Origin of the sequence: Deinococcus sp. (assembly GCF_018260555.1) — a bacterium.
Taxonomy (GTDB): domain Bacteria; phylum Deinococcota; class Deinococci; order Deinococcales; family Deinococcaceae; genus Deinococcus.
In genome coordinates, this window is the sequence record NZ_JAGLBB010000039.1 from 7,037 (window position 1) to 31,911 (window position 24,875).

The window sequence follows — 24,875 nt, forward strand, 5'->3', positions numbered from 1 at the left end:
GAAGCGGGGATGGAGAGGTTCCGGCGCTTTTCCGGCATGGCGCCATGTGAGCTTCAAGGTACTGAGTAACGAATCAACCGGGATCCGCGTGAGCCCCTCTTTGCAGGTGATCCTGTAATCCAGTGCGTCGCCCGGCGCGGCCCGTCCCTGTAGAGTGGCGGGCTGAACCTGTGTGCCCCCGGGGGTGCCGGGTGCGGCGCAAGGCAAGGAGTGGATGATGATGGAAGGCAAGGGTCCCGCTGTGGTGGGCGCAAAACGGGTGGGGTTCATCAGTCTGGGGTGCCCGAAGGCGCTGGTGGACAGCGAGCGGATTCTGACGCAGCTGCGCTTCGAGGGTTATGAGGTGGCGGCCAGTTACGAGAACGCGGACGCGGTGATCGTGAATACGTGCGGGTTCATCACGCCGGCGGTCGAGGAGTCCCTGAGCGCGATTGGTGAGGCGCTGGAGGCGACCGGGAAGGTCATCGTGACCGGGTGCCTGGGCGAGCGGCCGGAAAAGATCATGGAGCGGCACCCGAAGGTCGCGGCGATCACGGGCAGCGAGGCCGTGGATGACGTGATGGGCCACGTGCGCACGCTGCTGCCCATCGATACGGGTGCCTTCACGGGCCTGCTGCCGGTGGCCGCGCCGGGCACGCGGGCGGACGCCGCGCAGCCGCAGCGGGAGGACACGCGGCACGGGGACGTGTTCGCGCCGAGCGTGAAGCTGACGCCGAAGCACTACGCGTACGTGAAGATCGCGGAGGGCTGCAACCACACGTGCTCGTTCTGCATCATTCCGAAGTTGCGGGGCTTGCAGGTGTCCCGTGACGCCGGGTCGGTGCTGTACGAGGCGTACCGCCTGATCGCGGGTGGCACGAAGGAACTGATGATCATCTCGCAGGACACCAGTGCGTACGGCGTGGACGTCCGCTACCGCGAGAGCGAGTTCCAGGGCGAGCAGGTCCGCGCGCACCTGACGGACCTGGCCGTGAAGCTGGGCGAGATGGGCGCGTGGGTGCGCATGCATTACGTGTACCCGTACCCGCACGTGGAGAAGATCGTGGAACTGATGGCTGCGGGCAAGATCCTGCCGTACCTGGATGTGCCGCTACAGCACGCCAGTCCGAAGATCCTGCGGTCCATGCGCCGCCCCGGGGCGGGCAAGCAGCTCGATACCATTCGCCGCTGGCGGGAAATCTGCCCGGAACTCGTGATCCGCTCCACGTTCATCGTGGGATTTCCCGGTGAAACGGAGGCGGATTTCCAGGAGTTGCTGCAGTTCCTAGAGGACGCCCGCCTGGACCGCGTGGGGGCGTTCACGTACAGCGACGTGGACGAGGCCGACGCGAACGCCCTGCCGGACGCCGTGCCGCAGCACGTGAAAGAGGAGCGCCTGAGCCGTTTCATGGAGGTCGCGCAGCGCATCAGCGCCGAGCGGCTGGCCGAGAAGGTCGGCACGGTCATGGACGTGATCGTGGACGAGTTCAACGATGACGAGGACGACGCGCCGGGCACGAAACTGATCGGCCGCACCCGGGGAGACGCGCCGGGCATTGACGGGCAGGTGTACCTGTTCGCCGGCGACCTTGCCGGAACCGTGAAGATCGGGGACATCGTGCGAGCGCGCATCGAGGACAGCGACGAGTACGACCTGTACGGCGAGGTCGTGGACACGCCCGCCTGGATGCCCAACGTGCCGCAGCTGGGCCACTTCGGAAGGCACTGACCGCAACGGTCACGGATCCGGTCCCCCGTGAACTGGTAGGCACAAACCATTCCATTCGAGCGGACTCGGAAAGCGGCCCCGCAGGGCGAGTGATCCGTTCTCTGGTCGAAGGGTGGCAAGAGGTCTGTGAGAGTTGTTGCCTACACTGCCGGTGTGACCCCCGACGTTTTTCTGGTGATCGTTGCTGCCCTGCTCGGCCTGCTGGTCGGGTCGTTCTCGAACGTGCTGATCTGGCGCCTGCCGCGCGGCGAGAGTATCGCCTTCCCGCCGAGTCACTGCCCGAACTGCGATCACCGGCTGGGCGTGCCGGACCTGGTGCCGGTGCTGTCGTGGGTGAGTCTGGGTGGCAGGTGCCGGTACTGCCGGGCGCCCATCAAGGCGCGCTACCCGGTGGTGGAACTGCTGACCGGGCTGGGCTACGGCGTGATCGCGGCGCTGTTCCCGCCGCTGCTGGTCGGGTGGGGCGCACTGGGCCTGATGGCGCTGTTCACGGTCCTGCTGGTCGGAAGTGCCATTGACCTGGATACGTACACCATCCCGGACGAGCTGACCCTGCCGGGCACGGCGCTGGGCATCCTGTTCGGGTTCCTGAACGGCCGGGCGGGGGCCGCGGGGGGCCTGCCGGACCTGGCAGGCGCCGTGCAGGGCGCGGTGCTGGGCGCGGGTCTGGTCGTGGCGATCAACCAGTTCGGGTCGTGGGTACTGCGCCGATTCCGGGAGCGGTCGTACCCGGAATCGCCCATCGGGTACCAGCAGATCAGTCTGGCGCTGCTGGCCGGGGCGTGGCTGGGGCCTTGGTGGGGGCTGGGCGCGGCGCTGCTGTCGGCGGCCGTGAACGTGGCGGCCCGGCGCGTGGTGCGCGTGCCGGAACTCCTGACGCTGGGCGGCCTGCTGTTCAGCGTGGTGCTGGGAAGCGCCGGGTACGGCCCCGGCATGATCCTGATGGTACAGGGCGCGCTGGCGGCGGCGGGTGCGACGTCGCTGGTGGCGGGCGTGTACTGGTGGCTGAAGTACCGTGGGCACAGCGCAGACGAGGGGGCGGATGAACCGGCCGACGCGAGCGCCATGGGCTTCGGGGACGTGAAACTGGCCGCCGTGATCGGCGCGTTCCTGGGCTGGGAGCGGCTGCTGCTGACGCTGGTCGTCGCGGTATTCGCCGGGGCGCTGTTCGGCGTGACGCAACTGGCCATGAAACGCGAGAACCGCGTGAAGTTCGGACCGTTCCTGGCGCTCGGCGCGCTGGTCGCCCTGATCTGGGGCGCGCAGATCATCGAGGGGTACCGGGGCAGCCTGGGGCTGTAAGAAAGTGTGACTGTAGGAAAGGTCGAAGGCCGATGGCCGATGGCAGAGGTCCAGTCACGGAACCCCTGCCATCTGCTGTCTGCCCTACGCCCTGATTACATCTTGACGCTGGTGCAGGTCACGCCGGCGTCGGCGGGGGCACCGGTGGCGTCCTTGGCCGTGTGGATGTTGAAGTACGTGGCGTTCATCACGTCGGCGGCGGCGACGCTGCCGGTCAGGCTGAGCATGCCCGTGGCGTCGCTGCGGCCTACCAGGGCGCTGGTCATGATGGGTGCGCCGCCGCTGCTGCACGGATCTTTGCTGGCCGCGCCCTGCAGGTGGTAGTGCGCGACGTAGTACGTGTTCGGGGCGAGACCCGAGACCCTGGCGCCGGTCATGACGGTCATGCCGTCTTTCTTCACGTTGACCACGCCGCTGGAGGACAGTGCACCGCCAGCCGGTTGCCTGGCGAGGGTGTAACCCGTGGCGGGGGACAGCATGGCGCAGGAGCCGAGGGTCAGGGCCAGCGTGGAGCCGAGCAGAAGTCTGGTGATGGTCATGGATGAAACCTCCTGGGAAAGAGAAGGGCGGTGGGCCGGTGGGTTGTCGTGCGCTCTGCAGTCTGCGCGTGCCGGGGGCGCTCAGAGTGTCGCCGGGGTTTCTTTATGACGGGGGGCTCAATGCGGTCCCAAGGGAGGAGTGCGTTCTATACTCGGTTCAATTCCATCCTGTTCCGATTCGCAAGCCAGGCACGCCCGGCCCGTCATCCGCTCCCGCGTGCCGCATTCCCCCGAGGTGCTCATGTCCGATTCCAGCCTGCTCGCCCCTGACCTTCACGCCCTGTTCGCCGCGCAGCAGGCGCAGCGCTGGTCGGCCGCGCAGACGACCGCCGCGCAGCGTCAGGCGATCCTGCGCCGCCTGCACGACGCGGTCCGCGCGCACCGCGTGCCGCTGGCCGACGCCCTGAAAACCGATCTGGGCAAGAGCCGCGCCGAGGCCGAGATCACGGAACTGCACCCCGTGCTGGAGGAGATCCAGCATGCCATCCGCCGACTGCCGCGCTGGATGGCGCCCCGCCGCGTGGATACGCCCAGCACGCTGTTCGGGGCGCGCAGCGAGGTGCAGATGCAGGCGCGCGGCGTGACGCTGATCCTGAGCCCCTGGAATTACCCCGTGAACCTCGCGCTGGTCCCACTGGTCGCCAGTCTGGCCGCCGGGAACACCGTGATCCTGAAACCCAGCGAGAAGGCCCCGAACGTGGCCCGCGCGCTGAGCGACCTGATCGGCAGCGTGTTCGAGCCGCGCCTGGCTGCGGTCGTGCAGGGGGACGGCGAGGTGGCCCGCGCCCTGACGGAACTGCCGTTCGGGCATATCTTCTTCACCGGGAGCGGCGCGGTCGGGCGTCACGTCATGCGGGCCGCCGCGAACAACCTGACGGGCGTGACCCTGGAACTCGGAGGCAAGAGCCCCGCCCTGATCGACGCCAGCGCCGACCTGGACGTGACGGCCGAGCGGCTGGCATGGGGCAAACTGCTGAACGCCGGGCAGACCTGCGTCGCCCCGGATTACGCGCTGGTGCCCCGGCACCTGGAAGCGCCGCTGCTGCGCCGCTTAGAAGCCGTGATCGCGCGGCGTTTCGGGACGGGCGCGTGGCTGCGGGCCGGACCGGATTACGGGCGCATGGTGGACAGCGCCGGCGTGCAGCGCCTGGAACGCCTGACGCAGGGCAGCGTCGCGCAGGGGGCGCGGGTGGTGCTGGGCGGCGAATTCGACGCGCCGGGCCGCTTCATCTCGCCGACCGTGGTGAGCGGCGTGACGCCTGACATGCCGCTGATGCAGGAGGAACTGTTCGGGCCGGTCCTGCCCATCCTGACGTACGACACCCCGGAAGAGGCCCTGAGCCTGATCCGCCGTCTGGACGCGCCGCTGGCGCTGTACCTGTTCAGCACCGAAGAGGACATGATTCGCCGCGTGCAGCGCGAGACGACGAGCGGCGGCATGGTCGTGAACGGTACGGTCGTGCACCTGACCAACCCCAACCTGCCGTTCGGTGGGGTCGGCCCCAGCGGCATGGGCAACTACCACGGCGAGCACGGCTTCCGCACCTTCAGTCACGAGCGGGCCGTGCTGCGCGAACCCACGCCCAGCCCCGTGCGTTTCATGTACCCCCCCTACGGCCGGCCGGTGCCCCGGCTGGTCGCGTGGGGCCTGCGACAGCTGGAACGCCAGAGCGGCCCACGCGAGTGATACGGATTCCGATTGATTCGGGACTGCACCGAATCAATCCGAGCGGATGCGAGGAGGAACAACAGACGCCCCTTGGCGGAATGGAGCGGCAGTCCGTATGACCCACCGCCCGGCGGGCCCGTGGCTGACCGGGGCCGTCACGGCGGGCGGGCGCTCCAGCCGCTTCGGGAGCGACAAGGCCCTGGCCCTGCTGGAAGGCCGGACGCTGCTGGAACGCGCCTGCGCCAGCCTGCACGACTGCCCCGCGCGCCTTCTGATCGCCCCGCCCGGCCGCTACGCCCTGCCGGAGTACCTGGGCCGCTGGGACACGCACGCCGATCTGCGCCCCGGCGAGGGTCCCCTGGCCGGACTGGAAAGCGCCCTGACCTACGCCCCGCCCGGCTGGGTGGCCTTCACCGGGGTGGACCTGCCGTGGCTGACCCCCGGCTACTGGCGCACGCTGAGCGCCGCCATCACACCCGGCTGCCTGAGCGTGCAGGCCACCGACGCCCAGGGCCGCCCGCAACCGCTGGCTGCGCTGTACCACACGGATCTGCTGCCGCACGTGACGGCCCTGCTGGACAGCGGGGAACGCCGCCTGCGACGGGCCGCGACGCCCGAACAGACTGGCCTGGTGGGCGGCTTTCCCGCCCGGACGTTCCTGAACATCAACACGCCGGACAGGTTGATGGTTGATGGTTGAAAGTCGATGGAGACAGCACACGACCCCATCAACCATCAACTTTCAACCATCGACGCTCCTGCCTTCAGCCGTACCGGGCCTTATGGGCTTTTTTCAGCGCGGCGTACTCCTCGTTCGCTTCGGCCTCATCCCACTTCGCCTTGAAGATGCGGGCGGACTCCGCCTTGACAGGGTCTTCCGGCGTGCGGGGCAGTTCCGGGCGTCCGTGCGCGCCGCTCTGACCCTTGCGGTCATCCGGGACAGGCCCGGCGTACTTCTTCCCTCCCCGGTGATTCGCGTACCTGCGGGCGCGCGTGAAGCCCATCTGCAGGAACTTGCGGGCCATGTCGGCCCCCACGAACTCCCCGCCCCGCAGGTACGCCAGGAACATCCCGAAGATCACCTCACTGCTGTCACGCGCCAGTTCCGGCGTCGCGAACCGCCAGTGCGGCAGCAGTTCGGACTTGTACGGCTGCACCAGCAGCACGCCCTGCTCTCCCACGCCCACCCGGTAGAGTTCCGGGTGCGCCCGCAGGTCCAGTTCAGCGTAATTCAGGGAGTAATCGAATTTCGGCACCTGTGCTCCTCCGCTGCGGACTCCGTCCGTGTCAGACGGGTTTCGCTCCCTACCGCGAAGCGGCGTCTGCTGTTCCTACTCGCGTCCGCTCGGATTGATTCGGAACTGCAGCGAATCAATCGGAATCCGTGTCGCTCACGTATCACGGCATGCAAAAAGGCCACCGGAGTGGCCCGGTGACCCGCTACGTATCCCGCCCCTGCTGGCTATCAGGGGCGGGCGTTCTCCTGAACCCACACCGGGTTGCCGGCTCCACAGCTATCAGAGCTGCGTCTCAGTTCATGCGGTCGTCGTCCATCATCGCCTGCAGCATCCAGCGGATCTTGTCGATCGTGGCGGCGTACCCGTTGTACAGGTCGGCGGTGGCGGGGTCGTTGGCGTCATCGACAGTCTGGCTGTCGTCACGGTAGCCCCGGCCCACGCGGCTCAGGTCGGCGACGAGGTCCTCAACCTGCGAGCGGGCGTCACGGACGGTCTCGGTGGGGACCTTCACGACGCTGAAGCGTTCGATGTCGGCGGGCGCGGCGATGGGGCTGCCGCCCAGCGCGACCAGACGCTCGGCCTGCTCGTCGATGCCGGGGAAGATCTCGTCGATGAACTCGTCGTACGCGAGGTGCAGGTCACGGAAGAACCGGCCCCGGATGTCCCAGTGGTACTTCTTGAACTTCAGGTACAGGCTGATCGTCGTCGCGAGGTTGCGCTGCAGGGTCTCGGCGACCGTACCGAACTCGCTTTCGGTCAGGTAGTTGTGGTCTACCAGGGCGTTGTTCGTGGCGTTCAGGTGCGCGGCGTCCGCGCTGCCCTTCCCGCTGGCCTTCGCGGCGACGGCCTTACCGTCACTGGTGGCCTTAGCGGCGGATTTCTTGTCGGATTTCGATTTGCTGTTCATGTGTTCAACGTACCCCCGCACCCGCCGGGCCGCCCATACGGGTTTCCTTTACTCTCCGGCCACAAACAGCAGGCGCTTGCCGTGAACCTTCATGCGCACCTGCCCGGCCTCCAGCAGTTCGGTCAGGTGGGCGCTCACGACCGCGCGGTTCAGGACCACCGCGCCCACGCTTTCCATGGTCACGCCCAGCGCGCCGCACACGCGGACCAGCAGGTCGTCCACGCCCGCCGCGCCCACCTGCACGGCCTCCAGCACGGCCGCCGTGGTGCGCGCGTACGCCGCGAGGTTCGCCGCGACCAGTCCAGGCAGGTCCGGGGTGGGCTCCCCGTGACCGGGCAGCGTGACGCACACCCCCTCCAGTTTGCCCAGGCGGGCCGCCGCCTCCTTCTGCAACGCCGAGGCCGCACAGAAGGTCAGCGGGTGCCCGTCGTCAAGGCCCGCATCCACCAGCAGCGCCCCACCCCGGCCGTCCCCCACCACCAGACTGTTCACCGCGCCCGGCAGGAAATGCACACCGGGAGCCAGCGAGACCACAGAAGCCATGCCCGGCAACCTACCCGCTCAGGTGCGGTAGCGGCACGCAGGCAACGGACGTACACTGGCAAATGATCAGGAGGTCAGGTATGGAGTTTGCCCGCCGACACGGAAAGAATAGAAAAACCAGTGCCGCCCTCCTCTACGCTCAACAGCCTCAGATCGCACAGGATCAGGCAGAGGCGCATCAGCGTATTCAACTTCAGCGGCAGACCACGCGGCCAGTGGCCGCTCAGAAATTAGCAGTGCAAAGCCCGCTCCGAGCCGCATACCTTGAACGTCAAGAGCAACAACGCGTCCAGCGGCAGCGCGACACTGTTTCAGCTCAATTGGCAGCGCTCCCTGAACCATCTACAGCCGCGCCCCAGCAGCAGGCCCAAGCGGTGCCGGATCGTCCCCAAACCGCAGCTGAATGGGTGACTGTCATGCGCCACCGTGCTCAGCAGGTCGACGGTAAACGGTTGGACGCGCGGGAATACGGGCAGTTCACCGCGCTGCAAAGGCAGGTGGTTTCCATCCTGACCCAGGGCTTCCGATCAGACCTGACCCCAGCTCTGACACGTCATAACGCCTACGGGGAACAACTGGCCCGCCTGCAGCAACACCACCTCAGCGCGCCCGTCAGTCACGTGGTACTCAGCCGCCTCCCACCAGCCGAACGCCTCTCTGTGCAGAGGGCCATGACGACTGCCGCCCAGCGCCTGGAAGCGGAATCACGGAACAGTGCCGTGCTGGACAGTCGCCACGCCTTGCAACGGCAACTGGCTGAACTTGACGCTGAAGCAACTCAGCCTGTCCTCCAGCGTATTCAGGCCCGGCGTGGCGGCGGTAACCCCCTGCCCGAAGCGATTCAACGACACCTTGAACAGGGACTCAACCATGACCTGAGCCGAGTCCGTATCCACGATGATGCCGAAGCCGATAGATTGGCCAAAGGCGTGAACGCCATTGCCTTCGCCACCGGTACCGACATCTTCTTCCGATCTGGAGAGTTCAACCCGAACACACGCAGTGGGCTGGAACTCTTGGCGCACGAGGTCACCCACACCGTCCAGCAGTCCCAGGGAAAGGTCGGGAGCGGCGTAGATCCCGACGCTGGACTAGAAGCCGAAGCACGCACGATGGGAGCCCGCCTTGCCAATCGGCCAGTCAGAATGACTGGGAAAAATCGAGTATTACAGCGGCCCTCAGCCTTCCCAGTACAGTTGCAGCGGCAGGCCGCCCTGGCAACTTCACCGGCCGTAAGACTTTCCATCAATTCTGGCCGTACTCAAGAGTTCCGCGCTCTGATTCAACAGTATCGTCAGCTGGTCAGCGTCGGGGCTATTACCCCAGAGGAACAACGAAGGGTCCATCTCGCTCTGAATCAGGTCGTTGGGAGCATCAGGAGTGCCGAGGCTCTGGCCGGCAGAGGAAGTACAGCGCGCATGCTGGCCGCCGGTAGTGTGATCGGTGCGGGCGGCCTCGCTGCCGACGATGTGACCGTCGTCGGAGTGGCAGACGACGTTGCCATTCCATTCGTGCTTCTATTCGCAGTGGGGGCCCTCGCTGTCTCGAAACTGACTTCGGCATCCACGTCCAGCCAGCAGCAGGCATGGCAGACGGCACAGGGAGCGGTCAACACTGCAGTGGCAGTGATCGGGGGCGTCGTGGCAATGGGGAAGAGACGCTCGCAAACTCGCACCGCCACGCAGACCCGCACCGGAACAACGGTCGCCACGACAAGCCGCCAGCAACCTCCCGTGCATTCCATGCGCTTTCAGGTGCAGTGGGGGGTCGAACTCTGGCGGGCCGACCTTCTCACAGGTCGTCAACGCACCGGGTAACATCGGTGTTACCTCTGTGCAGGCAGTCGCGGCTCTGACGGCAGTGGTTGCCTCAGTCACCCCGAAAGCTGCTCAACTGGCAGCAGCACCCGCTCTGGCAAAGCAGATCAAGTTCGTGAATTCTGCTCCACCGGCGGGTCTTTCACAGCAGTACCGCTCGTGGAGCGCCTATTTCGCCTACCTGAAATTCAAGGACGCGCGAGTTGACGTGGAAAACCTTCGCGGCCACAACCTGAGAACCTGAATGATGACAGCCATAAATGACCTGCTCGCAACTGCACTCTCACGCCGCGTCGCATCCACCGGCGCCCTTGGTACGCTGGGCCTCCTGCTTGAAGTTGCCCGTGCAACGCACCCCGCAGGCGATGATGGTGGCCTGGCTGATCTGCTGCACCCTGAACTCGCCCGTCACCGACTGACCGACACTGAACGGCGGAAGGTCATCGAGGAACTGTCCCGCAAGCTCTGGCGGCAGCGTACCCTGAACCACAGCCTGATCTGGGCGCTCAATAAGAGCGCCGATCCGGTCATCCTGCCGGTGCTGGAACGTGCCCTGAACCGCGCACTGAAGAGTGGACAGCAGGACGCAGCCAGCGAAGCCCTGAACGGTCTGGCCCTGTTCTGGCCCGACTCTGCGGCAGCGGTCAAATACGCCGCGCAGCACAGTGAGGGGGACGTGAAAGCGCAGGCACAAGACCTGCTGGAACGGTGGGATCTGGCCGACAGGTAACAGCCTGCCCCGGGCGCAGGGGCCGCGCGGCGTCCGTGGTCGTGAACCCTACGACATTGAACCTGGCAGGGACCCCCGGCCCGGTCACCGCGTTCCCACGGCCCTCCGCTGCCGCCACGTCTGCGTTCAGGGCCAGCAGGAGCGCCAGCACGTCCCCGTCCTGCGGCATGCCGTGCGCCACGCGCACCACTGCGTCCAGGGTCGCCTGCGCGTCCCGTAGCGGGGGGCGTGTCGAGCGTGCGGTACAGGTCACGCAGACTCCAGCCCTGCGCGGTCATGACCTTGCGGCGCAACACTCTCGCCTTCTTCGTCATAGCGCGTCGGCGGCGTACAGCACGTCACCCACGCGCACGGCGTACATCATGCTGGCGTGCCCGGCCACCTCCAGCAGTTCCAGTACCGCCCCCCCGATCCGGGTCAGGCCCGGTTCCGGGGCCAGCCGCGCCGAGCTGGGCGGCGCGAGCAGGAATCGGCTCTGCAACTCACGTGGGGGCCGCGCGCCGAACAGCGTGATGGGTTCCAGAATCGGGTGCGTGATGACCGCGTCCTCCAGAGGCGGCGCGAACACCTTCAATTCGGGGAATGTTTTCAGGATGAACGTGTTCCCGCCGTGGTGGTCGGCGTGACTGTGCGTATTCAGAATCCCGGTCGGCCTCAGGTTCAACCCGGCCAGACCGCGCAGAAGCTTGCGCGCGTGCCCGTCGTCAAGGCCCGTATCCACCAGCAGCGCCCCACCCTGGCCGTCCTCCACCACCAGACTGTTCACCGCGCCGGGCAGGAAATGCACACCGGGAGCCAATGATACGGATTCCGCTCCATTCCACCACAGTCGGAAAAGCGCCGCCTGCGGCTCCACACCGCCCAATCCGTATGCTGTTCCTACTCGCGTCCGCTCGGATTGATTCAGAAGTGCACCGAATCAATCGGAATCCGTATGAGACCAGAGAAGCCATGCCCGGCAGCCTACCCGCTCAGGTGCGGTAGCGGCACGCAGGCGAGCGCTATACCTTGACGGCATGCTCGGCTTGATCCTCTTGTTCCTCCTTGCGGTTCAAGCCTCAGGTCTGCTGGTCGCTGTGGCATTCGGGCTGGCGCTGCCGTTCTCGTGGGTACTGGAACGCGCAGCCCTGCGGGGCCGCAGACCGGCTGGTAAGAGTGTCGCCACGGTCCTGATCGGCGCCGCCGGTGTGGTCCTGGGACTCGGTGTGGCCCACGCGTTCTCGGTGATCGCGCAGGAATTCCAGGCGGGAATTTCAGGGAACTCAGAGGACTCACCGACCAACTTCACGTGGGCTTACTTGATCTTCATACCGGCGCTGGCCGGACTGGGGTTGGGCCTGTCCCGCTGGCAGTACGGGCGCGTCTTGCGCCTGCACGCCGTGACCGGCGGCCTGCTGATCCTGGCTGCGGTGGCCCTGGGCGGTCTGATGTACGGCCCGCAGTAACGCGTCCCGCGTGCTGGGCCGCTGTGCGGGCGGGTGTACCCTGCGCGCGTGTCTGCGCCCCAGCCTGCTCCTCCCGCTTTGCCTGTCCCTAACTCCCCTGCGCCTGTCTCCCCTGCCCTGGATGCCGCCGCGCCCGGCCCGCCCGCGCCGTTCCGGGTGTCGGCGGCGCAGGCGGGCCTGATCGCCTCGAATTTTCTGATGTGGGGTGGATTCTTTGCGGTGATTCCGCTGGTGACGGTGCATTTCAGCGGGTCCGTGGCGGCGGGTGGGCTGGGCTGGTCGGCGGCGAGTGTCGGGGCGGTGCTGGGCTTGCGGCAGTTGACGCAGCAGGGCCTGACGGTGTTCGGGGGGGCATGGGCGGACCACTGGGGCGCAAAGCCGTTGATTCTGCTGGGTTGCGCGTTGCGGGCGCTGGGCTTCGCGTGGATGGGCTTCAGTGACTCGTGGGGAGAGTTGCTGTCGGCGGCGGTGGTGGCGGGCATGGGGGGCGGCCTGTTCGACGCGCCGAAAAGTGCGGCGATCACGCAGCTAACGCTCCCGGAGCACCGCGCGCGGATGTTCAGCCTGACCAGCCTGTCCGGGAATGCGGGCATGGTGACGGGCCCGCTGCTCGGGGCGGCGCTGCTGGGGCTGGGATTCCGGACGGCGGCGCTGTCGGCGGCGGGCGTGTACCTGCTGGCGGGCGCGGTGATGGCCTTCACGTTACCGCACTCGCGGCGGGCAGAGCGGGTGGGTAGCGGCCTGGACGGACTGCGGCTGGCGGCGGCGGACACGCGGTTCCGGCGGTTCACGCTGGTGCTGATCGGGTACTTCATCCTGAGTACGCAGATCAACGTGGTGGTGACCCTGAAGGCCATCGCGCTGGCGGGGAACGGCGCGACGGGGCCGCTGTACGGGCTGTCGGCGGGCATGGCGGTGCTGCTTCAGTATCCGCTGCTTCGGCTGGTCGAGCGCTTCGTGCCGGAGCGGTCGGCGCTGGTGGCGGCGGTGCTGCTGGTCGGCGCGGCGCTGGGCCTGATGTCGGCGGCGGCCACATTCCCGCAGTTGCTGGCGTGCGTGGCGCTGTACAGCCTGGGCACCATGATCGTGTACCCCACCCAGCAGACCCTGACGGCCCGGTTCGCGCCGCCCGGGCGGGTCGGGAGTTACTTCGGGTTTTCCGCGATCAGCCTGGGGGTGGGGGGCGCGGTGGGCAGCGTGCTGGGCGGCGCGCTGGTGGACGGCGGCGCGGGGCTGGGGTTCCCGGCGCTGCCGTGGCTGACGCTGGCCGTGATCGGCGTGGTCACGGCGCTGGGGCTGCGCTGGGCGCTGCGCGGCCTGCCGAACCACGCGGCCTGAATCGGGGGGGGCCTGAAGCCGGTGGGTCCGGGTCGGTCAGGGTTGCGTGCGGAACGGATCGAGGGACAGGATGGGCGCGCGTTGCAGGGACTGCACGCCCAGTTGCAGCAGCGGATCGAAACCCAGCGTGAGCTGCCGGGTTTCGTTCTCGCCCTGCGCGCGCAGCTGGTCGGGCGTGACGCGCTGCGGGTAGGGCGTCCCGTCAGGTTTGGCGTAGTGGAGGATGGTGAGTTGCACAGCGCCCTCGCCCACCCGGAAGACGCGGGTGGCAGTGTTGCCCACGCCGGCCGTGGCCTCACCGATGATGGGGCCGCGCGCAGCGTACTGGACCTCGTACGCAAAGAATTCGCTGCATGAGGCGCTGCCCTCATCGACCAGGACGGCCAGCGGGCCGGTCCACAGGCGGGCGCCGCGCACCCCCCCGGCCAGCCGACCGTCTTCCAGGCGGGTGCCGCGGCTGACAACGGTACGGGCGTTCCCGTCGGCGCTGCGGGCCACGCGGGTCAGGCTGGGCACGAAGGCGCTGACAGCGCTGTCGCACTCGCTGAGGCTGCCGCCGGGGTTGCCGCGCAGGTCCACGATCAGGCCGGTCGCGCCACGCTTCTGCGCCTGCCCCACGAGGTCGTGCACGCGCTGCGCGACGCGGTTCGCGGACAGGAAGGTGGGAATGCGGAGCACGGCCACCTCGCCCTGCTGGCTGGGTTGCGCGGGGGTGCCGGTGCCCGTGGGCAGCGCGGGAATGCTGGCCGTACCGTCTGCGGGCACGAAGCTCAGGCGCGGCAGGTCCAGGGTGCTGCTTTCACGGGCGGTCAGGTTGAAGGTCAGAGGCTGTCCCTGTCGCAGGACGCCCAGCGTGATGGGGCTGCCCTTCTCGCGGGCGCTGCGCAGGTCCTCGTAGCGGTAGGGCCTGCCGTTCAGGGTCTGCATGGAGTCCCCGCGTTTAAGGCCAGCCTCTGCGGCGGCGCTGCCGGGCACGACCTCGGTCACCACTCGGTTCTGGCCGTCCAGAGGGGCGAGTTTCACGCCGAATTGCAGGCGGTTGCCGCCAGTGGCGCTGGCCATGAACTCGCGGTAGTCCTCGGGCGTCTGGAAGAAGCTGTGCTCGTCGCCCAGCGCGGTCAGTTCGGCTTCCAGGACCGGGTACGCGCGGGCTTCCTCGCAGGTGCCGGGGCTGGGCGCGCAGACGTTGTTCAGGCGCTGCTGGTACTCGCGGGTCAGGGCGGCGCGGTCCACGGTGGACAGCCCCCCGTACTGCGTGCCGATCAGGTCGTTCACGCTGGTGAACACGGCCTGCGCGGGCGACAGGCCGCTCTGCGCCCCGGCCACGGGGAAGGCAGCCAGACTGCCCAGCAGCGCGGTGAGAACTGCGGCGCGCGCGGCGCGCAGCAACGGCAGACAGGACCGGGCCGGGCGGTCACGGCGCGGAAGCGAGCGGCGCAGAACTGGATTCATGGCTGCGCTCATTCTGCTCGGAACAGATGGGAATTTGGTGGGCCAGGATTGCAATGTCAATTACAGGATTGACCGACTGACACGCGCTTCAGCCGCCCAAGGCCACAGACTGCCCAGGCGGGGGGCGGGGAGCATGCAAAGGCGGTCAGGCCACGGGGAATCAGGCCACAGGGAATCAGGCCACGGGGGACCGCTGGTACAGCTCCACCAGTCGCCGCAGGAACTTCAGTCCCGGCGCGAAACTGGCTGCCTGCACCCACTCGTCCGTGCGGTGCGCGTTCCCGCCCCGGTACACGCCCACCGCCACCGACGGCAGGCCGTGCGGCACGGCGGCGTTGGCGTCGGTACTGCTGGACGCCAGGCGCAGGTCCACGCGCAGCTCGCGCGCCGCCTCGCGCACCAGCGGCAGCAGCGCCCCGCTCTGGAGGTCCCCGCCGGGCCGGTCGCCCACCCGTTCCAGGCGCAGTTTCACGCCCACCTCGCGCGCGGCGGCGTGCAGGGCGGCCACGGCCCGCGTGTCCAGTTCTGCCAGCACGCCGGAGTCCAGTGAGCGCAGGTCCAGCAGCAGCCCGGCAGTGCCTGCAATGGAGTTCACGCTGGTCCCGCCGGACGCCACGCCCACGTTCAGGGTCGTGCGGGGCGTGGCGGGCAGGTGCAGGGCGTACAGGGCGCTGATGGCGCGGCCCAGCGCGTGCAGGGTGCTGGGCGCCTGATCGCCCCACGAGTGCCCGCCCGGCCCGACGAACTCGGCGCGGTAGCGGCGCACGCCCACGCCGCGCGTGACCGCGATCCCCAGGTACCCGTCCACGGCAATGAACGCGCCCAGGTGCGCGCGGTGCCGGGCGATCAGGTGCTTGGCGCCGCGCAGGTCCCCCAGGCCTTCCTCGCCCACGTTCGCGGCCACCCACAGCGGGCGGCGCAGCGGAGCGCCGCCGCCGCGCAGGTCGCGCAGCAGGGCGGTCACGACGGCCAGACTGGCGCTGTTGTCACCCACGCCCGGGCCGGTCAGCCGGGTGGCGTCCTCGCGGACCGTCACGTCGGTCCCGGCGTCGAACACGGTGTCCAGGTGCGCGGCCAGCAGTAGCGCGGGGCGGCCCTCGGTGCCGGGCGGGGTGATGCGGGTCAGGACGTTGCCCACCTCATCGCGTTCGGTCACGTACCCCAGCCCGGTCCACAGCTCGGAGATCAGGTCCGCACGGGCTTCCTCATGAAAGGTCGGGGCGGGCGTCTGAGCGATCCGGGTGAGGTACGAAAGAGGCATTGCGCGGCATTCTAGAGCAGGTGCCGGAACGACTGTCCCGGTCTGGAGCCTGCGCACAAGCCAGCGGGGCGGGGCACCCCAGTTCAGGGTGCCCCGCCCACCGCATCGGTCACAGGCCGGTATTCAGGATGAGCCTCACGCGGATTCCGGCTGCTGCGCTGACCACTCTCCAGAATGTCGGGTTGCCAACTCTGCGCCCCGAACCCGCCCTATTCTTCCCGACTCTGATCGCGGGATTAGCCTACGCAACCCCTCTCAGCGGACTCTGGATCAGCGGCGCAGCATGCGGCTGCCGATCATGCCGGCCAGGCCGACCAGTCCGGCTTTCACCATGGGGTTGCTGAGCAGGCCGCCGGGCGCGAAGGCCTCTTCCAGCGGGCTGCGGCCGTCCTGGGCGGGAGCCTGCGCGGTCTTGGTGTACGCGTCGATCAGGTCGTCGTCGTCGCCGGGACGGACCTGCTGGACGGGGTTGGCGGGGCTGCGCACGATGGCCTCGCCCATCTGCTGTTTCTGTTCGGGGGTCATGCCGCCCACGTACTCTTTCAAGATTGCCTGCCGCTCCTCGGGGCTGGCGGTCTGCAGGTAGTCCTGAATGTAGGCCGCCGCCTCCTGGGGGGTCACGACGCCGTCGCCGTTGGTGTCGCGGGGATCGAGTTTCGCCATCTGTTCGTGCCGGTCTTTCTGCTGGAAGAACATAGTGTCTACCTCCTGGAGGGTTCCGGGTGCCCGGGTGGGCTGCGCCCGTCATGAACTGTCTCGCGGCCTTACGCTACGCAGTTGGGGACGGGGGGCGCTAGGGGGAAAATCTTCAGGAACCGGTGTACTCAGTCTCACGCAACGCCGGGGCTGCTTGGCGGAGCAGGCGGGTTCGGCGGGGCGGGACCGCATGCTCCGGGACAATTCCGGGCGCGGGTGGGCGCTACAGTCGGTGGGTATGCGTTCCCTGGTGCTTATTGGTCATGGATCTCACCTGAACGGTGAGTCGGCGGTCGCGGTGTACCGGTATGCGGAGCTGATCCGCCAGCGTGGGCTGTTCGACGAGGTCATCGAAGGGTACTGGAAGGAGGAACCGTCGCTGCGGCAGGTGCTGAAGACAACCGCCAGCACGGACGTGACGGTTATTCCGATGTTCATCAGCGAGGGGTACTTCACGGAAACCGTGATTCCGCGCGAGATGGGCCTGGGGCACGAGGGACCGGTGCCGCCCGAGGGCGTGGCCCGCGTGATCGGCGGCCGGACCGTGCGCTACACGCTGCCGTACGGCGTGCACCCCAGCATGACGGACGTGATCCTGGAACGCGCGCGCGAGGTGCTGCCCGACGCCAGCCCCCACGACACGGCGCTGATCGTGCTGGGGCACGGCACGACCCGCAACGAGAACAGCAACAAGGTGGTGTACCAGAACGCCGACCGCATCCGTGAGTCCGGGCAGTTCGCCGAGGTGCACGCCCTGTTCCTGGATGAGGACCCCAAGGTGGGCACGTGGCCCGAGACGGTGCGGTCGCCGCGCGTGGTGGTCGTGCCGTTCTTCGCCAGTGAAGGCTGGCACACCCTGGAAACCATTCCCGAGGACATGGGCCTGAGCGGCACCGTCACGGACTTCCCCGAGAACCCGCACGGGCATCAGCAGGTGTTCTACGCCAAGCCGGTGGGAACGCACGCAGCGGTCGCGGACGTGATCTTGCACCTGGCGGAGGAAGCCAGTGGCGCGGGCGGGCAGGGCGGCGACACCGAACGCGGGCACGAGGAGGCGTGGCAGGCGTTCCTGAGGGGCGCGCGCGCGGGCCTGCGGATCGGTGAGGCGCTGGTCACGCCGGAACTGGGCGTGTTCGAGCTGCGCCACGCGCTCGACGAGGGCCGCCCCGGCGCGGACCTGATCACGCTCGTCACGCCCGAGGGCGTGCGGGACCAGGTGCGTTTCACGGACGGCGGCGAGCACCGGCCCGTGCATACGCTGCGCAACCTGCCGCGCGGCTGGCGGGCCGTGCTGAGCGAGGCGGACCTGCGCCGCGCCATGCACTACCTGTACCCGGCGGTGATCGAGGAAACGTACGCGCACAGCTGCCACGCGCTGCGGCCCACGCCCTGGGCGACCACGGCGCGGCGGCAGACGGGGATCTACGCCAAGGTGCAGAAAGCCACGCCGGAACAGGTGGAGCACGTGGCTCAGGACATCTGCACGGGGTGCCTGCGCACGCGCCTGTGGGCCGGAGAGCGCCTGACGCACTCGTTCCTGGACGGCGTGCCCGGCGGCATTCCCTGCGCGGAGGCCTGCACCTTCATCGTGGCCGAGGTACGCGAGGAAGTCAGTGGAAAACGCGGCGGCGGCGGGCACTCGCACAGCCACTGATACGGACGGCCGCTCCACTGCGCCACAGTCGAAAAATCGCCGCCTGCGGCTCCATTCCGCGAAGGGGCGTATCTTGTTCCCACTCGCATCCGCTCGGATTGATCCGGGACTGCACCGAATTGATCGGAATCGGTATGAAACAGGGCCGGGGCGGGTTCGTCCAAGTCCCCTGAACACCCCCGGCGTTCCGGCGCGCGGGGGTGTTACGCTGTCAGCCGGTGATCAGCCCTCCCGAGTGGAGGGCGGGTTGCACTTCCATTTTCTTCCACCCGCGTCCTGTGAGACGCCCCGCCCCGGCCGCGCGCCGTAAAACATGGGCGGTAAGTCCGTCCGAGAGACGGCGATGGAGGCTCCTACATGTTCAGCACCGCGACATTCCAGCGTCGCCCCGACCAGCCTCGGGGGACGCTTTTCCTACATTCCGGGGACAAGCCCGCCCGGGCCGCCCCCACCCCCCTGGAGGGCACATGACCGCAAGCCGAGGCGAACTGAAGTACGAGGGGAAGGCCAAACGCGTGTACGCCACCGCGAACCCCGCCGAGTACATCGTGGAGTACAAGGACGACGCGACCGCCTTCAACGGCGTGAAGAAAGCGCAGATCATGGGCAAGGGCGCCATCAACAACGCGATCACCGCGCACCTGTTCCCGCAACTGGAGGCGGCCGGGGTGCCCACGCACTTCCTGGAACTGCTCTCCACGACCGAGCAGCGCGTGCGGGCCGTGACGATCATCCCGGTCGAGGTCATCGTGCGTAACGTGGCCGCCGGGTCGTTCAGCAAACGCCTGGGCATCGAGGAGGGCACGTCCCTGTCCCGCCCGGTCGTGGAGTACTGCTACAAGAGTGACGCGCTGGGCGACCCGCTGATTAACACGGACACGGCCGTCGCGCTCGGCTGGGCCACCCCCGAGCAACTGAAGCGCATCCGCGAGCTGGCGCTGAACGTGCAGGCGTTCCTGGTGCCGTACTTCGCGGCGCGCGGCGTTCGCCTGATCGACTTCAAGCTGGAATTCGGCACGCTCGCGGACGGCACGGTCGTCCTGGCCGACGAGATCAGCCCCGACACCTGCCGCTTCTGGGACGCCACCACCAATGAGAAGATGGACAAGGACCGCTTCCGCCGCGACCTGGGCGGCGTGGAAGACGCCTACCAGGAAATGCTCCGGCGCGTGACCGCGCCTGCCAGTTGACCGTTGAAGGTTGATGGATCGCAACGCCGATCCGTTCGCCTTTCCTATCAGCCATCAACCATCACCCATCAACCCTTGACCCCTTTCGAAGGAGCCCCCCATGTCCACCTTTAAAGCAAAAGTGTTCGTGACCCTCAAGCCCAGCATTCTCGACCCGCAGGGCCGCACCGTCGAGCGGGCGCTCTCGCACCTGGATCACGGGAACGTCAGCGGCGTGCGCGTCGGGAAGTACATCGAGTTGACCCTCTCGGGCAGCCGCGCCGAGGTCGAAGCGCAACTGAAGGACATCACCGGGAACGTGCTGAGCAACCCCGTGATGGAAGACGCCCGCTGGGAACTGAGTGAACAACAGGGCGAGGAGCGGGTCGGGGCGTGAAGACCGCCGTCATTCAGTTTCCCGGCAGCAACTGCGACGGCGACGCGCTGCACGCCGCACGGCTGCTGCTCGATGAGGGCGCGCAGTTCGTGTGGCACACCGAGGCCGGACTGCCCACGGGCACCGAACTGGTGTTCCTGCCCGGGGGTTTCAGTTACGGCGATCACCTGCGCAGCGGCGCGGTGGCCGCGCGCAGCCCGATCATGCAGGCCGTCAAGGCACACGCTGAACGCGGCGGGTTCGTGCTGGGCGTCTGCAACGGCTTTCAGGTTCTGACCGAGTCGGGCCTGCTGCCCGGCGCCCTGAGCCGCAACCGGAACCTGCACTTCATGTGCCGCCCCGTGCACCTGCGCGTCGAGAACACCAGCACGGCGTTTACCGGGGCCTACGCGAGGGGGCAGGTCATCGAGGTGCCCATCGCGCACGGCGAAGGCAACTACTACGCCGACCCCGAAACGGTTGCCCGACTGGAAGGCAACGGGCAGGTCGTGTTCCGCTACGCCGACAACCCCAACGGCAGCCTGAACGACATTGCCGGGATCGTGAACGAACGCGGGAACGTGCTGGGCATGATGCCGCACCCGGAACGCGCCGTGGAGGCCCCGCTGGGCAGCGAGGACGGACGCGGCCTGTTCGACAGCCTCGCCCGGGCCGGGACCCCCGCGCAGGCTCCCGCGTGACGACCGTGCAGGCGTTCCTGGCAGGCGCGTACGAGCAGGAACTCGCGGCCCTACGCGCCGCCCTGGACGCCGTTCCGGAGCGTGAATTCGCAGTACCGCGCCTGGGCCACAGCCCCGCATGGCACGCCCTACACATCGCGGAGTGGCTGCGTTTCTTCGCGTTGCAGGACCTGAGCCCCACCTACGCCCACCTGGGCTGGGAGGACTCCGCGTGGATCGGTGAGTTCCTGGGCACGCCCCGCCTGACCGAAACGGACCGCAAGGACGCCATCCTGACCGAACTGGACCAGATCGGCAGTGTCCTGATCGCCACCATTCGCGGGCTGCGGGACGACGAACTGCACGACCCGCTGCGCTCGCCCGCCGCGCCCACCGGCACCCGCGAACGCCTCGCCGGACTGAACCTGCACCTGCGCCACGCGGCGTACCACAGAGGTCAGCTCAGGCAGTCGCTGAAAGTGCCGGTCTGACGCGCGTTCCCCTCGCCCACCCGCTGTTTCCCGAGCCTGATGTTTCTGCCCGGGCAGATCGCCCCGGGTTCTCAACCCTGGTTCTCAAGGAGCTTCAATGACGCAAGCCGCCCCATCCCTGCGTGACCGTGCGGGCACGTTTGGCCTTTCGACTGAAGAATTCGACCTGTTGGTTTCGCAGATCGGCCGGGAGCCGAACGCGCTGGAGGCCGCCATCGTGGGCGCCATGTGGAGCGAGCACTGCGGGTACAAGAACTCGCGGCCGCTGTTCCGTTTCTTCCCCACGACGGGGCCGCAGGTGCTTCAGGGCCCCGGTGAGAATGCGGGCGTGGTGGATATCGGGGACGGGTGGGGCGTGGCCTTCAAGATGGAAAGCCACAACCACCCCAGTGCCGTGGAGCCGGTGCAGGGCGCGGCGACGGGCGTGGGCGGCATCCTGCGCGACATCTTCGCGATGGGCGCGCGGCCCTTCGCGGTGCTGGACAGCCTGCGTTTCGGGAACCCCGACAGTCCGCGCACGCGCTTCCTGCTGAACGGCGTGGTCGAGGGGATCGCGCACTACGGCAACGCCATCGGTGTGCCCACGGTGGGCGGCGAGGTGACCTTCCACCCCAGCTACCAGGAGAACCCGCTGGTGAACGTGATGGCGCTGGGCCTGCTGCGCCACGAGGATCTGGCCAAGGGGACGATGGGCCAGGTCGGGAACACCATCGTGTATGTGGGCAGCAAGACCGGGCGCGACGGGCTGGGCGGCGCGGTGTTTGCCTCCGCCGACCTGAGCAATGCCAGTCAGGCGGACCGTCCGGCCGTGCAGGTGGGCGACCCGTTCATGGAGAAACTGCTGCTGGAAGCCACGCTGGAAGCCATTCAGGCGGGCGTGGTGGCGGGCGTGCAGGACATGGGCGCCGCCGGACTGGTCAGCAGCACCTGCGAGATGGCGTACCGCGCGGAACTGGGCATCACCATGAACCTGGACCTGGTGCCCACCCGCGAGGACGGCATGGTGCCCATGGAGCTGTGCCTGAGCGAGTCGCAGGAGCGCATGATCCTGGTGCCGGTGCCCGGTAAGGAGCAGGACCTGCTGGACCTGCTCGCCAAGTGGGAACTGGACGTGGTGACCATCGGGCAGGTCGAGGCGCACCACAACTACCGCCTGACCTGGAAGGGCGAGGTCGTCTGTGACCTGCCGGTGGCCCTGCTGAACGAGGCCCCCAAGTACACCCGCGAGGGCGTGGAATCGGGGGAAATCAGGGCCAAGCGCGAACGTGACCTGAGCGGCGTGCCTGTCCCCGGCGACCTGGGCGCGGTCCTGACCGACCTGCTGAGCCACCCCACGATTGCCAGCAAACGCGCCATCTTCGAGCGCTTCGATCATCAGGTCATGACGAACACCGTCGTCGTGCCCGGCGCGGCCGACGCCGCCGTGATGCGCGTCAAGGGCTCCGGCATGGGCGTGGCCGCCACCAGCGACTGCAACCCCCGCTTCGTGTACCTCGACCCGTACACGGGGGCCGCCGCCGCCGTCGCCGAGGCCGCCCGGAACCTCGCGTGCGTGGGCGCCACGCCGCTGGCCATCACGGACAACCTGAATTTCGGGAATCCCCACCGGCCCGAGGTGTACTACCAGCTCCAGCAGGCCGTGCACGGCATCTCGGACGCCTGCCGCGCCCTGAACACCCCTGTCACGGGCGGGAACGTCAGCCTGTACAACCAGTACACCGAAGGTGACGAACGCGTCGCCATTCATCCCACCCCCACCATCGGCATGGTCGGCGTGCTGCCGGACATCACCAAACGCGCCACCCTGAACCTGAAAGGCGAGGGGCAGACCCTCTACCTGATCGGCGAGCACGCCAGCAGCATCGGCGCCAGCCAGTACCTCGAAACCGTGCACGGCCTCGAAGCCGGACACGTGCCCCCCCTGGACCTGACGCGCGAGCAGGCCGTTATCGACGCCACGCTGCACCTGATCCGCGCGGGCCTGACCGACACCGCCCACGACACGGCCGAAGGTGGGCTGGCGGTCGCCCTGGCCGAAATGGCTATTGCCGGAAACACCGGCCTGAACGTCACCCTGGACGCGCCCCAGGAAACCCGCGCCGATGCCCTGCTGTACGGCGAGGCGAACGGCCGCATCCTGATCGCCACGACCAACCCCGCAGGGACCGAAGCGGCCCTCACGGCGCGGGGCGTTCCCTTCGCGCGCCTGGGCACCAGCGGCGGCGATAGCGTCACCATTGCCCTCCCCGCCCACCACGTACACTTGAGCGTGACCGTAAGCGCCCTCGCCCACGCCTTTAACACGCCCCTCGCGGAGATCCTGGGATGACCCACAAGGGAAAGGACTTCCATGATCTTTGACCCGATTCTCGATAAACCGCAGGATGAATGCGGTGTGTTCGGCATGTACTCGCCGGAACCCGCGGACCTGGCGTGGTTCACGTACCTGGGATTGTTCGCCCTGCAGCACCGTGGGCAGGAAGCGGCGGGCATGTGCGTGTCCGACGGCGAGAAATTCCACGTGGAAAAAGACCTGGGACTGGTCACGCAGGTATTCGACGAGCGCCGCCTGGACAGCGTGCGACTGGCGAACGCCCGCGTCAGCATCGGGCACGTTCGCTACAGCACCACCGGCAGCAACCTGCGCTTCAACGCGCAGCCCCTGACGACCCGCACGAACAAAGGCATTCTGGGACTCGCGCACAACGGGAACTTCGTGAACGCCCGCGAGGTCCGCAACGCCATGCTGATGGAAGGCGCGCTGTTCGCCACCACGAACGACAGCGAAGTCATGCTGAACCTGATCGCCCGCGAAAGCCACATGGACCTCGTGGAAGCCACGGCCGCCGCCATGAAGCAACTGCGCGGCGGCTTTGCGTGCGTCCTGATGAGCCGCACGCAACTGCTGGGTTTCCGCGACCCGAACGGCGTGCGCCCCTTGGTCATCGGGCAGCGTGAAGACGGCGCGTACGTGATCGCCTCTGAGCCGTGCGCGCTGTTCACGGTCGGCGCGAAACTGATCAGGGACGTGCAACCCGGCGAACTCGTCTGGGTGGACCGCAGCGGCCTGCACTCCCTGATGGTCGAACCCCGCACCCCCACCCCCTGCGCCTTCGAGTGGATCTACTTCGCGCGCAGCGACAGCCGCCTGGACGGCGTGGACGCCCACGAGAGCCGCATCCGCATGGGCCACCAGCTCGCAAAGGAACACCCCGTGGACGCCGACATCGTCGTGCCCGTCCCGGACAGCGGCATCGGCGCCGCCATCGGCTACGCCCGCCAGAGCGGCATTCCCTTCGATTACGGCCTGTACAAGAACCCCTACGCGGGCCGCACGTTCATCGCGCCCACCCAGGAAGCGCGCGAGTTGAAGGTCAAGATGAAACTCTCGCCCACCAGCGCCGTCGCCGGGAAACGCGTGATCCTCGTGGACGACTCCATCGTGCGCGGCACCACCAGCCGCCAGATCGTGAACCTGCTGCGCGAAGCAGGCGCGACCGAAGTGCACTTCCGGGTCTCCAGCCCGCCCATCAAGCACCCGTGCTTCTACGGCATCGACACCGCCGCCCGCAAGGAACTGGTGGCGAGCACGCACAGCATCGAGGAGATCCGGGCGTTGATCGGGGCGGACACGCTGAGTTTCATCAGTGAGCAGGGCATCCGCGAAGCCGTCAGCGGCCCCGGCCTGTGCCTGGCGTGCTTCAACGGGGAATACCCGGCCGGGACACCACTGCTGAATGATGTGGACAAGCTGGCGCTAGAGGTTTAAGACGGATCCTGATGGGTAACTGCTCAGCAGGGCGAGCTCAGGGGTTGAAGTTGGGCATGAGCACGTCACCCGTGAACACGCTGACCAGACC

General features: G+C 68.0%; 24 protein-coding genes. 16 read left to right on the forward strand and 8 right to left on the reverse strand.

The genetic code is table 11. The features are described from left to right. Nucleotides 1-214: 214 nt before the first annotated feature. A complete protein-coding gene (rimO, locus tag QZ271_RS08940; RefSeq protein ID WP_291430693.1) occupies nucleotides 215-1,708 on the forward strand; it encodes a 30S ribosomal protein S12 methylthiotransferase RimO in 1,494 nt (497 codons plus the stop codon). Nucleotides 1,709-1,861: 153 nt separating this feature from the next. Next, entirely contained in the window at nucleotides 1,862-3,010 is a 1,149-nt protein-coding gene (locus tag QZ271_RS08945) for an A24 family peptidase (protein ID WP_291430653.1), read from the forward strand. 95 nt (nucleotides 3,011-3,105) lie between these two features. Here QZ271_RS08945 and QZ271_RS08950 read toward each other — a convergent pair whose 3' ends face one another. Further along, nucleotides 3,106-3,549 carry a superoxide dismutase gene (locus QZ271_RS08950; protein ID WP_291430655.1) on the reverse strand — a complete coding sequence of 148 codons (444 nt, stop codon included), beginning with the start codon at nucleotides 3,547-3,549 and terminating at the stop codon, nucleotides 3,106-3,108. Nucleotides 3,550-3,790: 241 nt separating this feature from the next. Here QZ271_RS08950 and QZ271_RS08955 point away from each other — a divergent pair, with 241 nt between their 5' ends. Then, complete coding sequence (locus tag QZ271_RS08955; protein WP_291430657.1) at nucleotides 3,791-5,236, forward strand: aldehyde dehydrogenase family protein; 1,446 nt, start codon at nucleotides 3,791-3,793, stop codon at nucleotides 5,234-5,236. A gap of 97 nt (nucleotides 5,237-5,333) precedes the next feature. Continuing rightward, nucleotides 5,334-5,918 (forward strand): molybdenum cofactor guanylyltransferase, encoded by a 585-nt coding sequence (locus QZ271_RS08960; RefSeq protein WP_291430658.1) that lies wholly within the window; start codon nucleotides 5,334-5,336, stop codon nucleotides 5,916-5,918. Between the two features lie 64 nt (nucleotides 5,919-5,982). Here the strand turns inward: QZ271_RS08960 and QZ271_RS08965 are convergent, their stop codons facing one another. The 3 genes from QZ271_RS08965 to QZ271_RS08975 all read right to left on the reverse strand — a co-directional run bounded on the left by QZ271_RS08965 (nucleotide 5,983) and on the right by QZ271_RS08975 (nucleotide 7,906). Then, nucleotides 5,983-6,474 (reverse strand): DUF4385 domain-containing protein, encoded by a 492-nt coding sequence (locus QZ271_RS08965; RefSeq protein ID WP_291430660.1) that lies wholly within the window; start codon nucleotides 6,472-6,474, stop codon nucleotides 5,983-5,985. A gap of 274 nt (nucleotides 6,475-6,748) precedes the next feature. After that, nucleotides 6,749-7,363: a DNA starvation/stationary phase protection protein gene (locus QZ271_RS08970; protein WP_291430662.1), complete on the reverse strand. Its 615-nt coding sequence runs from the start codon at nucleotides 7,361-7,363 to the stop codon at nucleotides 6,749-6,751. 48 nt (nucleotides 7,364-7,411) lie between these two features. Beyond that, entirely contained in the window at nucleotides 7,412-7,906 is a 495-nt protein-coding gene (locus QZ271_RS08975; RefSeq protein ID WP_291430664.1) for a hypothetical protein, read from the reverse strand. A gap of 80 nt (nucleotides 7,907-7,986) precedes the next feature. Between QZ271_RS08975 and QZ271_RS08980 the strand changes: the two genes are divergently transcribed. The 3 genes from QZ271_RS08980 to QZ271_RS08990 are packed head-to-tail and all read left to right on the forward strand — an operon-like array spanning nucleotide 7,987 to nucleotide 10,453. Then, complete coding sequence (locus QZ271_RS08980) at nucleotides 7,987-9,723, forward strand: DUF4157 domain-containing protein (protein WP_291430666.1); 1,737 nt, start codon at nucleotides 7,987-7,989, stop codon at nucleotides 9,721-9,723. A gap of 16 nt (nucleotides 9,724-9,739) precedes the next feature. Further along, nucleotides 9,740-9,967 (forward strand): hypothetical protein, encoded by a 228-nt coding sequence (locus tag QZ271_RS08985; RefSeq protein ID WP_291430668.1) that lies wholly within the window; start codon nucleotides 9,740-9,742, stop codon nucleotides 9,965-9,967. Beyond that, entirely contained in the window at nucleotides 9,968-10,453 is a 486-nt protein-coding gene (locus tag QZ271_RS08990) for a hypothetical protein (protein WP_291430669.1), read from the forward strand. A 310-nt stretch (nucleotides 10,454-10,763) separates the two neighbouring features. Here the strand turns inward: QZ271_RS08990 and QZ271_RS08995 are convergent, their stop codons facing one another. Beyond that, nucleotides 10,764-11,240, reverse strand: coding sequence for an MBL fold metallo-hydrolase (locus QZ271_RS08995; RefSeq protein WP_367114345.1), 477 nt, complete (start codon nucleotides 11,238-11,240; stop codon nucleotides 10,764-10,766). A 289-nt stretch (nucleotides 11,241-11,529) separates the two neighbouring features. On the opposite strand from QZ271_RS08995, the gene QZ271_RS09000 reads away from it, so the two are divergent. Next, entirely contained in the window at nucleotides 11,530-11,898 is a 369-nt protein-coding gene (locus QZ271_RS09000) for a hypothetical protein (protein ID WP_291430671.1), read from the forward strand. 48 nt (nucleotides 11,899-11,946) lie between these two features. Then, on the forward strand, nucleotides 11,947-13,236 hold the full coding sequence (locus tag QZ271_RS09005) for an MFS transporter (RefSeq protein ID WP_367114346.1): 1,290 nt from the start codon (nucleotides 11,947-11,949) through the stop codon (nucleotides 13,234-13,236). Nucleotides 13,237-13,272: 36 nt separating this feature from the next. Here the strand turns inward: QZ271_RS09005 and QZ271_RS09010 are convergent, their stop codons facing one another. The 3 genes from QZ271_RS09010 to QZ271_RS09020 form a co-directional block, all read right to left on the reverse strand. Then, nucleotides 13,273-14,688, reverse strand: coding sequence for a S41 family peptidase (locus tag QZ271_RS09010; protein ID WP_291430673.1), 1,416 nt, complete (start codon nucleotides 14,686-14,688; stop codon nucleotides 13,273-13,275). Between the two features lie 175 nt (nucleotides 14,689-14,863). Further along, nucleotides 14,864-15,949, reverse strand: a complete 1,086-nt coding sequence (locus QZ271_RS09015) for a M20/M25/M40 family metallo-hydrolase (protein WP_291430675.1) — start codon at nucleotides 15,947-15,949, stop codon at nucleotides 14,864-14,866. Between the two features lie 270 nt (nucleotides 15,950-16,219). Next, nucleotides 16,220-16,645 (reverse strand): hypothetical protein, encoded by a 426-nt coding sequence (locus tag QZ271_RS09020; protein ID WP_291430677.1) that lies wholly within the window; start codon nucleotides 16,643-16,645, stop codon nucleotides 16,220-16,222. A 190-nt stretch (nucleotides 16,646-16,835) separates the two neighbouring features. On the opposite strand from QZ271_RS09020, the gene QZ271_RS09025 reads away from it, so the two are divergent. From QZ271_RS09025 to purF, 7 genes are all read left to right on the forward strand, one after another. Beyond that, complete coding sequence (locus QZ271_RS09025; RefSeq protein ID WP_291430679.1) at nucleotides 16,836-18,299, forward strand: DR2241 family protein; 1,464 nt, start codon at nucleotides 16,836-16,838, stop codon at nucleotides 18,297-18,299. Nucleotides 18,300-18,766: 467 nt separating this feature from the next. Beyond that, complete coding sequence (gene purC / locus QZ271_RS09030) at nucleotides 18,767-19,489, forward strand: phosphoribosylaminoimidazolesuccinocarboxamide synthase (RefSeq protein ID WP_291430681.1); 723 nt, start codon at nucleotides 18,767-18,769, stop codon at nucleotides 19,487-19,489. A gap of 100 nt (nucleotides 19,490-19,589) precedes the next feature. After that, nucleotides 19,590-19,865, forward strand: a complete 276-nt coding sequence (purS, locus tag QZ271_RS09035; protein ID WP_291430683.1) for a phosphoribosylformylglycinamidine synthase subunit PurS — start codon at nucleotides 19,590-19,592, stop codon at nucleotides 19,863-19,865. Further along, nucleotides 19,862-20,545: a phosphoribosylformylglycinamidine synthase subunit PurQ gene (purQ, locus tag QZ271_RS09040; protein WP_291430685.1), complete on the forward strand. Its 684-nt coding sequence runs from the start codon at nucleotides 19,862-19,864 to the stop codon at nucleotides 20,543-20,545. The genes purS and purQ overlap by 4 nt, the downstream gene beginning before the upstream one ends. Beyond that, nucleotides 20,542-21,015, forward strand: coding sequence for a DinB family protein (locus QZ271_RS09045; RefSeq protein ID WP_291430687.1), 474 nt, complete (start codon nucleotides 20,542-20,544; stop codon nucleotides 21,013-21,015). Before purQ ends, QZ271_RS09045 begins: the two co-directional genes overlap by 4 nt. A gap of 97 nt (nucleotides 21,016-21,112) precedes the next feature. Continuing rightward, nucleotides 21,113-23,344 (forward strand): phosphoribosylformylglycinamidine synthase subunit PurL, encoded by a 2,232-nt coding sequence (gene purL, locus QZ271_RS09050; RefSeq protein WP_291430689.1) that lies wholly within the window; start codon nucleotides 21,113-21,115, stop codon nucleotides 23,342-23,344. A gap of 21 nt (nucleotides 23,345-23,365) precedes the next feature. Continuing rightward, nucleotides 23,366-24,784: an amidophosphoribosyltransferase gene (purF, locus tag QZ271_RS09055; RefSeq protein ID WP_291430691.1), complete on the forward strand. Its 1,419-nt coding sequence runs from the start codon at nucleotides 23,366-23,368 to the stop codon at nucleotides 24,782-24,784. Nucleotides 24,785-24,875: the final 91 nt, after the last annotated feature.

What these genes read in the sequence shown, in the direction of transcription:
- purS (WP_291430683.1), top strand. Translation starts at nt 19,590, where the DNA reads ATGTCCACCTTTAAAGCAAAAGTGTTCGTGACCCTCAAGCCCAGCATT.
- purL (WP_291430689.1), top strand. Translation starts at nt 21,113, where the DNA reads ATGACGCAAGCCGCCCCATCCCTGCGTGACCGTGCGGGCACGTTTGGC.
- QZ271_RS08975 (WP_291430664.1), bottom strand. Translation starts at nt 7,906, where the DNA reads ATGGCTTCTGTGGTCTCGCTGGCTCCCGGTGTGCATTTCCTGCCGGGC.
- QZ271_RS09020 (WP_291430677.1), bottom strand. Translation starts at nt 16,645, where the DNA reads ATGTTCTTCCAGCAGAAAGACCGGCACGAACAGATGGCGAAACTCGAT.
- rimO (WP_291430693.1), top strand. Translation starts at nt 215, where the DNA reads ATGATGATGGAAGGCAAGGGTCCCGCTGTGGTGGGCGCAAAACGGGTG.
- QZ271_RS09010 (WP_291430673.1), bottom strand. Translation starts at nt 14,688, where the DNA reads ATGAATCCAGTTCTGCGCCGCTCGCTTCCGCGCCGTGACCGCCCGGCC.
- QZ271_RS08970 (WP_291430662.1), bottom strand. Translation starts at nt 7,363, where the DNA reads ATGAACAGCAAATCGAAATCCGACAAGAAATCCGCCGCTAAGGCCACC.
- QZ271_RS08990 (WP_291430669.1), top strand. Translation starts at nt 9,968, where the DNA reads ATGATGACAGCCATAAATGACCTGCTCGCAACTGCACTCTCACGCCGC.
- QZ271_RS09015 (WP_291430675.1), bottom strand. Translation starts at nt 15,949, where the DNA reads ATGCCTCTTTCGTACCTCACCCGGATCGCTCAGACGCCCGCCCCGACC.
- QZ271_RS08980 (WP_291430666.1), top strand. Translation starts at nt 7,987, where the DNA reads ATGGAGTTTGCCCGCCGACACGGAAAGAATAGAAAAACCAGTGCCGCC.
- QZ271_RS08955 (WP_291430657.1), top strand. Translation starts at nt 3,791, where the DNA reads ATGTCCGATTCCAGCCTGCTCGCCCCTGACCTTCACGCCCTGTTCGCC.
- purF (WP_291430691.1), top strand. Translation starts at nt 23,366, where the DNA reads ATGATCTTTGACCCGATTCTCGATAAACCGCAGGATGAATGCGGTGTG.
- purC (WP_291430681.1), top strand. Translation starts at nt 18,767, where the DNA reads ATGACCGCAAGCCGAGGCGAACTGAAGTACGAGGGGAAGGCCAAACGC.
- QZ271_RS09025 (WP_291430679.1), top strand. Translation starts at nt 16,836, where the DNA reads ATGCTCCGGGACAATTCCGGGCGCGGGTGGGCGCTACAGTCGGTGGGT.
- QZ271_RS08960 (WP_291430658.1), top strand. Translation starts at nt 5,334, where the DNA reads ATGACCCACCGCCCGGCGGGCCCGTGGCTGACCGGGGCCGTCACGGCG.
- QZ271_RS08950 (WP_291430655.1), bottom strand. Translation starts at nt 3,549, where the DNA reads ATGACCATCACCAGACTTCTGCTCGGCTCCACGCTGGCCCTGACCCTC.